The following is an 11,980-nucleotide window of genomic DNA, read 5'->3' on the forward strand; positions in this document are numbered from 1 at the left end:
TTTATTAATAATTAATATATTAGCCTATCGATTCTTTTCGATTAACTTGAATTATCAATCCTTTGATAGCCAAACCAATATTATGTTTAAAAGAACCAAAATAATCTATCCATTACTTTGCATGCTCCTGCTGTTGTTTTCCTGTAGGCGCGACGATGGAATAGCGATTCCATCCGAGGACAAGGAACTTAAACTGGTCCTGGCAAAACCAAGCAGTATCACGGCGATGAACGCTGCTACCCCTGTCGAGGGACAGGAATTTGGGGTCTATGTCCTCCCGACCGGATCAAGGGACCTGAATAGTGCACTGGTGAACAACCGGAAGTATATATATGAATCAGGAGAGCTGCTTCCAGCTGATGGAGGTCATCCGATAACCTACCCCCAAGATGGTAGCGCTATAGATGTCTTCCTGTACAGTCCCTGTCAGCAGGTTTCTAATGGCGAACTTATGATGGACTTTACAAATCAGCTTGATCAGGCCAAACTGGACTTTGTCGAATTCGAAAGAATCAATTTCGACATGTACAATCCTATAGGTCCAATAAGTTTAAAGCATAAGAACAGTAAGCTGAAATTCACCCTAGTGCCCGGCCTAGGGTTGAGCGCTGAGGATTTAGGAAAGGTCGAAATAAGCCTTGTGGGATTCGCCGGTGCTTTGAAATACAATGTTTTCTATCGTACAACGGGTTTTCTTAACTCCTCCGACATTGGACTTGGGACACAGCGGGAAGCTATCATGAATTACCCGACGAATCATGGCCAAGAGCATTTTCAGTTCAAGGTCGGGGATAAGGTTTTGGAATATAACTTGCCTTTATCCGAATCTTTTGTTTCCGGTAAGCAATACGAATACCAGGTCACGATCAACCTAGGTTCGGTCGAGGTCAAAAGGGTCTCAGCGATGGATTGGCAGGTTGATGCGGGTGAAATCATAGCTCGGTCAAAAGGTTTGGAATTCGTCCATATCCCTGCCGGAACATTTACCATGGGTTCGGGAGCTACCGAACCTGGAACTGCAACAAGCACTTACCCTGCCCATCAGGTAACCCTGACCAGAGATTTCCTGATGAGCAAATATGAGATTACTGTTGCGCAATATCTTGAATTCCTCAAGGCTGTAAATGCCGGCATAAACAGTATGAACGCCTGGGATCCCAATAATCCAGGCGTTAAATGGATTGATAATGATGATTTTTTTATTGAGGACAATGGTGAATGGAAGGTTTTTCCAGGGAAAGAAAACATACCCGTCAATTGTGTGACTTGGGTTGGAGCTAGGGCATATGCCCAGTGGGCAGGTGGAGATCTCCCAACCGAAGCGCAATGGGAATATGCTGCGAGGGCAGGCAGCAAAGCTGATTATTTCTTTCTGGAAGATGATGAAACCTTAACTGGTCATGAAAGTGAACTTGCGGAATATGCATGGTATAGTGCAAATTCTGGTAATAAATTAATAGAGGTAGGCATGTTGAAACCAAATCCCTGGGGGCTGTACGATATTTATGGAAATGTATTTGAGTTTTGCTTAGACGAAACAAGGGTCTATGGTATAAACACTGTTGTAGATCCAGGTCAAATTGCTGTAACAAACGCTAGTATTAGAGGAGGTTCATTCCTAGATGAAGTCATACGTGTGAACAGTACATTCAGGAGTTTTTTTTACCAATCAATCTCTTCAAGGATCGCTGGCTTTCGAATCATAAAATATCCAAGTAATTAAGATGGCCTTGGGATTTTGGGAAGCAATGGGATTAGGGGGATTGGGGTTTTTGAACCAGGATGGATGGGATGAGAGGATAGACCAAGATCTGGATTTGAACCAGGATTCATGGGATGAGAGGATGGACCAAGATCATTTTGGTAATGTGGCGCTGGAAATTCCCCAGGACTGTAGGGGCTTATTGCATAAGCCCGCATCATGTTTTTGAATATATTGTAGGTTTTTATTGGCGTACAGGTCCATTATCGAAGATAATGGATGACAGGGTCTTAATATAATTGGCGTACCGCTTCTTCTCCCTAAGGTTTTGTCATTCTTAACCGAAGGTTAAGGAACTGTAAGCAATAAAACCCATGATATTTTTGGTCCCGATAGATTGCTTTTTACTGCCCTGTCAGACTGAACATCCTGCATCTAATCAGAGACATCCTTAATAATCCTAAATAACAATAAATATTCCCCATTCAATAACTAAATTTCTCAATAAACATTCTATTGTTTATTAATAATTAATATATTAGCCTATCGATTCTTTTCGATTAACTTGAATTATCAATCCTTTGATAGCCAAACCAATATTATGTTTAAAAGAACCAAAATAATCTATCCATTACTTTGCATGCTCCTGCTGTTGTTTTCCTGTAGGCGCGACGATGGAATAGCGATTCCATCCGAGGACAAGGAACTTAAACTGGTCCTGGCAAAACCGAACAGTATCACGGCGATGAACGCTGCTACCCCTGTCGAGGGACAGGAATTTGGGGTCTATGTCCTCCCGACCGGATCAAGGGACCTGAATAGTGCACTGGTGAACAACCGGAAGTACATATTTGAATCTGGAGAGCTGCTTCCGGCTGATGGAGGGACGCCGATAATCTACCCCCGCGATGGCAGTGCTATTGATTTCTTCCTGTACAGTCCCTATCAGCAGGTTTCAAATGGCGAACTTATGATGGACTTTAGCAATCAGCTCGATCAGGCAAAACTGGACCTTATCGATTTCAGAATGGTCAATGTCGACAAGAACAATCCTATTGGTCCAATAAGTTTGCAGCATAGGAACAGTAAGCTAAAATTCACGCTATTGCCTGGCCAAGGGATGAGCGCTGAGGATTTAGGAGATGTCGAAATAAGCCTTGTGGGATTCTCAAGTGGTTGGAGATACAAACTTTACTTAAATTCAATTTTATTGTTAAACAGCTCCGACATTAGACTTGGGACGCAGCGGGAAGCTATCATAAATGACCAGTATAATGATGGGCAACAGCAATTTCAGTTCAAGGTAGGGGAAAAGCTATTAAATTATGCCCTTCCAACAGGACTTATTTTTGAGTCCGGTAAGCAATATGAATACAGAGTCACGATCAACTTTGGTTCGGTCGAGGTTAAAAGGGTCTCAGCGATGGATTGGCAGGTCAATGCTGCTGAAATTGTGGCATATCAAGCCCCAGAAATAGAGTTCGTCCCTATCCCTGCCGGTACATTTACCATGGGTTCGGGAGCTACCGAACCTGGAACAGAAACAAGCACTTACCCTGCCCATCAGGTAACCCTGACCAGAGATTACCTGATGAGCAAATATGAGATTACTGTTGCACAATACCTTGAATACCTAAAGGCTGTAAATGCTAATATGGATAATATGTTCATATATAGTCCTAATAATCAAACTGTTATATGGATTAATAATAATGGTCTTTTCATTGAAAGCAATGGTGAATGGAAGGTTTTCCCAGGGAAAGAAAACCTACCCGTCAATAATGTGACTTGGGCCGGAGCTAGGGCATATGCCCAGTGGGCAGGTGGAGATCTACCTACCGAAGCGCAATGGGAATATGCTGCAAGGGCAGATTCCAAAGCTGATTATTTCTTTTTGGAAGATAATGAAACCTTAGCCGGTCATGAAACTGAACTTGCGGAATATGCCTGGTATGCTGGAAATTCTGGCTTACAAGTAAAAGAAGTAGGCTTGTTGAAACCAAATCCTTGGGGGCTGTACGATATCTATGGAAATGTAACAGAATATTGCCTAGACGAAATAAGAACCTATAGTATAAACGCTGCCGTTGATCCTGGTATAGTTGCAGTGTCAAATTCTGCTATTAGAGGAGGTTCATTTATTAATCCATACTATTTGGTGAACAGTACATTCAGGGATTTACTTTACTTGGATTTTTCTGCAGGTAACCTTGGCTTTCGAATAATAAAATATCCAAGTAATTAAGATGGATTTTTGAAGGTAAACCAGGATTCCCTTCGATGACGCTCAGGGTACGGGATGGGGTACGACAGGCTCACCCACCGGATGGACCAAGATTTGGGCTTAAGAGCGGCTTCTTGGACTATATTTGTCCGCAATTGCGTAGGGGCTTATTGCATAAGCCCGCATCCTGTTTTTGAATAAATAATAGTTGTATTGCTGTACTTTCATGCACCTTCGGTTACCGCTTTTTTGTCATGTTGAGGAACGAAACATCTCGGATTATTACAGACCAAATCGAGAAATTGGTTGAGGAATACGTTGATGTAATTTCCTGCACCTTCTTTCCTCCTTTGTTGGCGACCTGACGAAGGAAGGATTTCGGAGTTTTACAGACATAATTAATTACGGATTGCAATTGCACACAGGTCCTCAATCTTCGATTGAGAATGACAGGGTCATGAGGGGGAGAACCGTACAGATTCTTCACTGATCGTTCAGAATCGCAATTTCGTTAAAGATGGATTCAGAGTGAAGCGAAGAATCTATTGTTATTTTTTTATGGGAATGATGTCATACCGAATCGTAAGATGAGGGAACTATTTTTTTATTGTTATTATGCCAATAAAGGGAAATTACAGAAAAACATTTCACCCACGCTGTGGGTTGGCCATTTCAAACATCCAATTTCTACAAACATTTCACCCCTTCCAGGAGTTTTAAAATTCTTAAAGTATTCATCCATCCTTCCGAAGGAAGCCCTTTAGCCCCCCGGCTCATTTCCAGTGGCGGAAAGATGGAAAGAATGCCGATGCCTCGCGCGATGGGAATGGCCTTGGAATGCTTTCAAAAAATTCTCCATCAAAAAGGAGAATTTTGAAGGAAGATATTCCCGACATCAAGGCATTCTATCCATGTGCGAAGGACAGTGCGAAAAGTCACCTTAAATGAGCCGAAGCGTTTTGGTTACTTTTGCGCTTCAAAAGTAACGAAGAGAGCTGGTGTCCGTGAGCTCCTTTGTCGGTTTGGTTAATTTGGGCTTCAAAAGAAACGAAGAGAATTCGAGGAAACCATCAGTTTGGCACAAATTATTAAGGTTTGTATGTGGCGGGTGTATGCTATACGACCTACAGCAACGGAGACTTTCCAGCGACAAATTGATCAAAATCATGGCCTATCCTCTTATCCCTTTCCATCCTGGTTCTTCCCAGGTCTTGGCCCATCCTCTTATCTTTTCCATCCTGGTTCAAACGATACTCTTTCACAAAAAAAGGTTGACTTTTGGTCAACCTTTCTCTAAAATATTATAGTTTGTTTTATTGCTGAGCTACCTCTTCACCCTTTACGGTTGGTTCAGATTGAGGTCGGATATACTTATGGATAATCAGACGGATGCCTGAGTTTTTGGTCAGGAACTTAATAGACCAGTTGACGAATGTAACCAAGCGGTTCCTGAATCCAAAGATCGATACCAAGTGCACAAACATCCAGGTCATCCATGCGATAAAGCCTTTTAAGTGCAGGTTTCCCATGTCCACCACCGCTCTGTTTCTACCAACAGTGGCCATGGAACCTTTATCAAAGTACTTGAAGTTTTCTGTTTCTTGGTTGTTCAGTTTGTTTAGGATATGCTTTGCAACATATTTTCCTTGCTGTTGAGCAACTGGAGCAACACCAGGTAAACCTCTAGGGTTTTCTTCAGAGATCATGGCAGAAACGTCTCCAATGGCATATACCACATCTTCGCCATCCACGATACATTGTTCGTTGGTTTTGATTCGGTTACCACGTTGGATAATTTCTGGGTTGATACCTTCCGGCATTTGTCCCATCACGCCAGCTCCCCAGATAACCGTTTTGGTAGGGATCTGTTCTCCTGAAGAAAGGGTAACGGTGTTACCGTCATAATCCGTTACGACCGTGTTCAATATGGTTTTTACACCTAATTCATGCAAGTATCTCTCTGCATCGCGGGATGATTTTTCGGATAGAGCACCCAAGATCTTTCCAGTTCCTTCTACCAAGAAGACTTTCATCTCATAGGTCGATAGTTCTGGATAATCCTTTTTCAACATATGCTGTTGATATTCGGCAATGGCACCAGAAAGTTCAACTCCCGTCGGACCACCACCCACAACAACGAAATTTAGATATCGCTCTCTATCAGAGGCGTTCTTTCTCAAGACCGCTTCCTCAAGGTTCTGTAGGAGATAGCTACGGATATTTAATGCTTCGATGATGTTCTTCATCGGTAATGCATATTTCTCCACCTGTTTGTTGCCAAAGAAGTTGGAAGTAGCTCCCGTTGCGATCACAAGGTAATCATAATCATAGTCGGCAACCGATGTGTGGACCATTTTATTTTTGCTGTCAATGCTCAATACCTCCGCCAATCTGAAACGAAAGTTCTTTTGGTTCTTGAACATCTTACGCAATGGAAATGAAATAGAATCAGACGCTAAGGTACCGGTCGCTACCTGGTACATCAGGGGTTGAAAGGTGTGGTAGTTGTTACGGTCTATCAACAGAACTTCCACCTCTTTGTTTTTCAGCTGTCGAGCTAATTCCACACCTCCGAATCCAGCTCCAATTATGATAACTCGGGGAAAGTTTCTTTCAGAACGATTTAGTAACATAATACTTCCTTGTTATAAGAATTTTAAAATAAGGCACAAATATCTGACATTTTCCTGCATATTTTATCAATAATTTGCATTTTATTTAGATAAAACATGAAATTGATGTTTAAACTCGTGCTATTCTCTTTGTTTTCAATAAGTTAAATATAGCGAACTAAGTGTAGTAAGTACACTATATTGGAGCTTATTGTAAACTTCCCTTAATCTTTATGGTCAAACCATTATTCGAATCGGTCAACCTCAGCTGACAAGCTAACCTGCTCTTGTCATCCGAATCAGGCAAGGTGTCTAGCATATCTAGCTCTTGATCTTCCGCTTCTGGCAGATTTTCTGCCCCCTCAAGAACTTCTACATGACAGGTAGCACAGAGTGCCATACCGCCACAGGTTGCCAAGATATCGTATTCTGATGCTTTCAGGATTTCCATCAAGCTCAGGTTTACATCTGTAGGGACCATGACTTCCTGCCTGGTGCCATCTCGATCCTCTACATTAATAGTGATGATATTCTCCATAATTAGAACGCATTGATACCGTTTACTGTCGTGTATTTAAAACTTAGTTTTTGCTCCGGATAGACATACTTAAAGGCACTCTGAACCATTAATGCTGCTTCATGGTAACCACATAAGATCAGCTTTAATTTTCCCGGATAGGTGTTGATATCACCGACGGCATAAATCCGCTCCACATTGGTCGAATAATCAAATGTATCCACCTCAATGGCATTTTTATCAATGTTTAATCCCCAATCTGCAATCGGCCCTAACTTAGGGCTCAATCCATAAAGTGGGATGAAATGATCTGTTTGAACAACAATCTCTTCCTTGCTTTTGTTTGTCATAAGTATAGATTCTAAATGGCCATTGCCATTGAGGCTCTGTAAGTTATGGGATAGCAAAAGATTGATCTTACCGGTTTGTGCCAAATTGAAGACCTTCTCTGCTGAATCCGGTGCTCCTCTGAAATTGTCACTGCGGTGCACCAATGTCACCTCTTTTGCGACATCGCTCAGAAAGATGGTCCAGTCCAATGCAGAATCACCACCTCCAGCGATAACGATGCGTTGGTCCCTGAATTTTTCTGGATTTTTGACCATATAGTGCACATTCTTGCCCTCAAAATTGCTCAGGTTTTGCAGTTCTGGTTTTCGAGGTTCAAAACAACCTAGCCCACCTGCAATAACCACAACTTGGCAATGGATCTGTGTACCTTCCGAACCGACTACCATATAAGATCCGTCCTCTTGCTTCTGCAAGCCATCAACCCGCTCACCCAAGGTAAATGTGGGTTGGAATGGCTCATTCTGCTTCATCTGATTGTTGATCAATTCCTGTGCGGTAATACTGGGATAGCCCGGGATATCATAGATTGGTTTGTGTGGATAGATTTCCGATAGCTGGCCGCCAACCTGTGGCAATACATCGATCAAATGACAGCGCATTTTTAAAAGACCGGCTTCAAATACAGCGAATAGACCTACTGGTCCAGCTCCAATTATGCAAATATCTGTCGTAATCATATCTTTTTATTTTGTTTCTAGATTATTATAAATTGTGTTTAATATTCTCGTGAAATTTTCGAAATCTTCTTCTGTCAAATTCTCCCATGCCTTCATCCTAAAATCTTTTACCAGAGGAGTTAAGCTTTTCGCTTGCGCCTGTCCAGCCTCAGTCAATTGAATATGCAGGCTCCTACGATCATTAGGATGCACAATGCGATGTACATAACCTTTCTTCAACAATAGATCGACGATCCTGGTCATCGTTGGCTGGTCTTTCCCACATTTCTCTGACAGATCTTTATGGGTCAAGTCCTCCTGCTCATATAGCGTCTTTATTACCGACCATTGGTCTACAGTGAGGTCAATCCCATGTGCCGAAAAGGATGACTGGGCAAACTGCTTTACCCTTCTAGCCGTACGGTCTAGGATAAAGGAATATTGATTGAATTTTTCTTTTAGCATAACAACTATTAGTGCAACAAGTAAATTTACTCAATATTTAACATTTCAAAGAATTTGGACTGAAATATTACATGATTATTATGATTGATGAAATTCCAAAATTCGATTTTCATTGACTCCTCCAGATCAATAACCTTCGGACCTCAGTTTGACCTCATTCGAGACATATTCGGAAAATTCGGAATGTGTCTCGAATGAGGTCGGAACTTGGTAGTATACTTACATCAAATTTTAAATGAAATGGTTGAGCCAGAGTTTAATGAATATTTTATCGAACTCAATTTTTTGGTTTTTTCTGGAATGGCTTTTAAAGTTAATATCAATTTATTTAAAGATAATATCGATCAAAAATCCTTTTTCAAACATAATTAAATTTATGAAATCTAAATCCTAAATCTATGCAAATCTTAGCATGTAAAAAATCTGGTGAATTGGAGTATAAAGAAGAGGTCTGTAATCGGATCAAACCTGGACATTCCCTGTTAAAGGTCAAGGCAATCGGCATCTGTGGGACAGACTTGCATGCCTTTGAAGGAACGCAGCCTTATTTTACCTATCCTAGGGTGCTAGGTCATGAAATTGCAGCCGAAATCTTGGAAACAACGGACCCAAATTTCCAAAAGGGACAATCAGTGACGGTTTTGCCCTATATTAATTGTGGAGCATGTGTGGCTTGCCAAAAAGGTAAAGGGAATTGCTGTGTTTCTTTGCAGGTGTTCGGCGTACATATTGATGGTGGAATGAAAGAGTTGATCCAAGTTCCTGATAGTTCCTTGATTGCTGGAGAAGGCTTAAGAACTGAAGAATTAGCTCTGGTAGAACCCTTTTCTATTGCATTGCATGCTGTCAAAAGGGCAAAATTGGAGCCTAGAGAATTCGTGCTCATTGTTGGTTCGGGACCCATAGGGATTGCGACCGCAATTTTTGCTACAGAGAGAGGGGCTAAGGTCCTTTTGTTGGATGTACATGAGGATAGATTGGCTGCAGCTAAAAAAATGGTAGAAGAACTAGAAACCTACAATGTGAGGTCGGGTTCTGCAGTGGAGAAGTTGCAAGAGTTCAGTAAGGGAACTATGGCACATGTAGTATTCGATGCTAGTGGTAATTTGGAGGCCATTAATTCCAGTTTTCAGTACCTTGCCCATACGGGTAGGTATGTTTTGATAGGATTGCAAGCAGGGACTATTCAATTCAGTCATCCGGAATTTCATAAACGTGAAGCCACCTTAATGAGCAGTAGAAATGCTGATCGAAGTGATTTTGAAGAGGTCATTTCATTTTTGAAAAATAGAAAGATCAATCTAGCACATTTTATTACGCATAAAATTGGTTTTGAAGAACTTGGGCATAAATTTCAAGGCCTTTTGGATCCGAACTCAAAGGTTATAAAGGCACTTGTGGAGTTCTGATTACGGGAAATTAAGCTTCCAGCCTTCCCATTAACCGATCCTTATACTGTCGGGGCGTAACACCCTTGATCGATTTGAATATCTTGTTAAAGTTGGATAGGCTTGAAAAACCGCAATCATAGGCAATATTGCTGATCAGGCTGTCGGTTTTTAAAATCTCTTGACAAGCGATGCTGATTCGGGTTTCGTTGACGAATTGTATAAAGCTTTTTTGGGTCCTGGCTTTGAAAAAACGGCAAAAGGCCTGTTTGGTCATGCTCGCCATCTCCGCTGCCTCATCCAGTTTAATCTCCTTATTGTAGTTCTCTAGGACAAAACGGATAATATGATCTACCTGATTGCCCTTAAATTCCTGGGTTGAATAACGGTTTCTATAGGATGAGCTCGATATATATTGGAAATCCTCCGCCTTGATCAAGCGTTCCAACAGCTGCAGGAAATAGATGGTCCTCTGCAGATCTTCTGCTTCATTGATGGCAAAAAGTAGCTTGGTCAGTACTTTTTTTGTTTTACCCAGAAACATTACGCCCCGATCCATCTTATCAAAGAAATTCCGAAGGGAGTGGGTTTCTTGAAGAGGATCCAATAGCGATAAGCATTTGTCCACATCAATGAACAAGGTGATGGATATTGCCTTTTTATCATCTGGATGGCTGGATGGATTGGAGTACCATACATGTGGTAGATTGGACCCCAATAGCGTAAGTTCATCCTTTTCAAAATTGGAGATATTGTCTCCGACCACGCGTTGTCCAGAACCTTCTTGGATATAGTTAATTTGGATCTCTTTATGAAAATGGAAGTTCGTTGAAAACAATTGATCGCTAAAGTGCCGGAATTTGTACACTTCATTGTCAAGTTGACTTAATATGCGGTCAAATTTGGGTTTCATGTATTGATGTTATGTGATTCCAGGTAATGTAATGTGCCTTGAAATTACGGATTTGAGAAAGGGAATTCAAATAAACTCTGTAATAAATAAGATAGAAGGAAGGGTATTCGTTACTTTTTCGCGGAAAAGTAACCAAACCGACGGAGGAGCTCACGGATACCAATTCTCTTCGTTACTTTTGAGGCGCAAAAGTAACCAAAACGCTTCGGCTCATTTAAGATGGCTTTTCGCACCATCCACTTCACATGAAAAGAATGCCTTGATGTCGGGAATATCTTCCTCAATATCCTCCCTTTTGATGGGATGATCTTGAGGAAGCATTCCAAGGCCAATCCCATCGCACCGGGCAACGGCATTCTTTCCATTTTTCCGCCATTGGAAATGAGCCGGGGGGCTAAAGGGCTTCCTTTGGAAGGATGGATGCTTTTAGAATTTTACCCCCCCTGAGGGGGTGAAATCTTTGTAGAAGGGTGATTTGTTTTTGGGCCAACCCACAGCGTGGGTGAAATGTTTTTCAATAAATCTTTTGTGTCACCCTGAGGGCTTTCCCCGAAGGGTCTCGGACCTATCCATTCTTTATTTGAAATGGTTTCCTCAACTTACGATTTCGGAATGACAACCATCTCAAAAAAATAAAAACAATAGATTTTCGTTTCACTCTGAATCCCTCTTTAGCGCATTTTGTTTCTGAACGATCAGTGAGGCATCTGTACGGTTCTCCTCCCAAAACTGCCAGTAATGCTGCAACGAAGGTGCAGGACCTGTACGCCAATGTAATCCTCAAACAATTTTTCGATTTGGGCTGTAATTATCCGAGATGTTTCGTTCCTCAACATGACAAAAAAGGGATAACCAAAGGTGCAGGAAAGTACGCCGTTTTAATCATTGTTTGTATAGTTCCGAGATCCTTCCTTCGCCAGAATGACATCGTGGCGGAAACCAAATGTGCAGATTTGTACGCAAATAAAAACCTATTGTTTATTCAAAATATGAAGCGGGCGAATGCGATTCGCCCCGACGGAATTGAGGCCTAAAATAGGCTAGGAAGCCATATTCATACCATGATCTTGGTCCATCCTCCCATCCCTTTGATCCTGGTTCAAATAAATATCTCAAAACCCAAAAGAGACCGCAATCTGCGGTCTCTTTTGG

Annotated in this window: 10 protein-coding genes; 4 read left to right on the forward strand and 6 right to left on the reverse strand. The window is 41.6% G+C overall.

All coding sequences use genetic code 11. The features are described from left to right. Positions 1–82: 82 nt before the first annotated feature. Positions 83–1,723 (forward strand): SUMF1/EgtB/PvdO family nonheme iron enzyme, encoded by a 1,641-nt coding sequence (locus ACWICE_RS12905; protein WP_454298515.1) that lies wholly within the window; start codon positions 83–85, stop codon positions 1,721–1,723. A gap of 580 nt (positions 1,724–2,303) precedes the next feature. Further along, positions 2,304–3,947: an SUMF1/EgtB/PvdO family nonheme iron enzyme gene (locus ACWICE_RS12910; RefSeq protein WP_454298516.1), complete on the forward strand. Its 1,644-nt coding sequence runs from the start codon at positions 2,304–2,306 to the stop codon at positions 3,945–3,947. A 1,103-nt stretch (positions 3,948–5,050) separates the two neighbouring features. Here ACWICE_RS12910 and ACWICE_RS12915 read toward each other — a convergent pair. The 5 genes from ACWICE_RS12915 to ACWICE_RS12935 form a co-directional block, all read right to left on the reverse strand. After that, on the reverse strand, positions 5,051–5,188 hold the full coding sequence (locus tag ACWICE_RS12915; protein WP_313261208.1) for a hypothetical protein: 138 nt from the start codon (positions 5,186–5,188) through the stop codon (positions 5,051–5,053). Between the two features lie 51 nt (positions 5,189–5,239). After that, positions 5,240–6,559: an NAD(P)/FAD-dependent oxidoreductase gene (locus tag ACWICE_RS12920; RefSeq protein ID WP_254528046.1), complete on the reverse strand. Its 1,320-nt coding sequence runs from the start codon at positions 6,557–6,559 to the stop codon at positions 5,240–5,242. Positions 6,560–6,746: 187 nt separating this feature from the next. Further along, positions 6,747–7,076, reverse strand: a complete 330-nt coding sequence (locus ACWICE_RS12925) for a 2Fe-2S iron-sulfur cluster-binding protein (RefSeq protein WP_185214151.1) — start codon at positions 7,074–7,076, stop codon at positions 6,747–6,749. Positions 7,077–7,078: 2 nt separating this feature from the next. Beyond that, positions 7,079–8,083, reverse strand: coding sequence for an NAD(P)/FAD-dependent oxidoreductase (locus ACWICE_RS12930; RefSeq protein ID WP_454291244.1), 1,005 nt, complete (start codon positions 8,081–8,083; stop codon positions 7,079–7,081). Positions 8,084–8,089: 6 nt separating this feature from the next. After that, the gene (locus ACWICE_RS12935; protein ID WP_254528041.1) at positions 8,090–8,527 is read right to left on the reverse strand and encodes a MarR family winged helix-turn-helix transcriptional regulator; all 438 of its coding nucleotides are present in this window, start codon (positions 8,525–8,527) and stop codon (positions 8,090–8,092) included. 398 nt (positions 8,528–8,925) lie between these two features. On the opposite strand from ACWICE_RS12935, the gene ACWICE_RS12940 reads away from it, so the two are divergent. Next, positions 8,926–9,936, forward strand: a complete 1,011-nt coding sequence (locus tag ACWICE_RS12940; RefSeq protein ID WP_454298517.1) for a zinc-binding alcohol dehydrogenase family protein — start codon at positions 8,926–8,928, stop codon at positions 9,934–9,936. A 10-nt stretch (positions 9,937–9,946) separates the two neighbouring features. Here ACWICE_RS12940 and ACWICE_RS12945 read toward each other — a convergent pair whose 3' ends face one another. Beyond that, the gene (locus ACWICE_RS12945) at positions 9,947–10,828 is read right to left on the reverse strand and encodes an AraC family transcriptional regulator (RefSeq protein WP_454298518.1); all 882 of its coding nucleotides are present in this window, start codon (positions 10,826–10,828) and stop codon (positions 9,947–9,949) included. 698 nt (positions 10,829–11,526) lie between these two features. On the opposite strand from ACWICE_RS12945, the gene ACWICE_RS12950 reads away from it, so the two are divergent. Next, positions 11,527–11,862 carry a hypothetical protein gene (locus ACWICE_RS12950; protein ID WP_454298519.1) on the forward strand — a complete coding sequence of 112 codons (336 nt, stop codon included), beginning with the start codon at positions 11,527–11,529 and terminating at the stop codon, positions 11,860–11,862. Positions 11,863–11,980: the final 118 nt, after the last annotated feature.

Source organism: Sphingobacterium sp. NPDC055346, assembly GCF_053645235.1.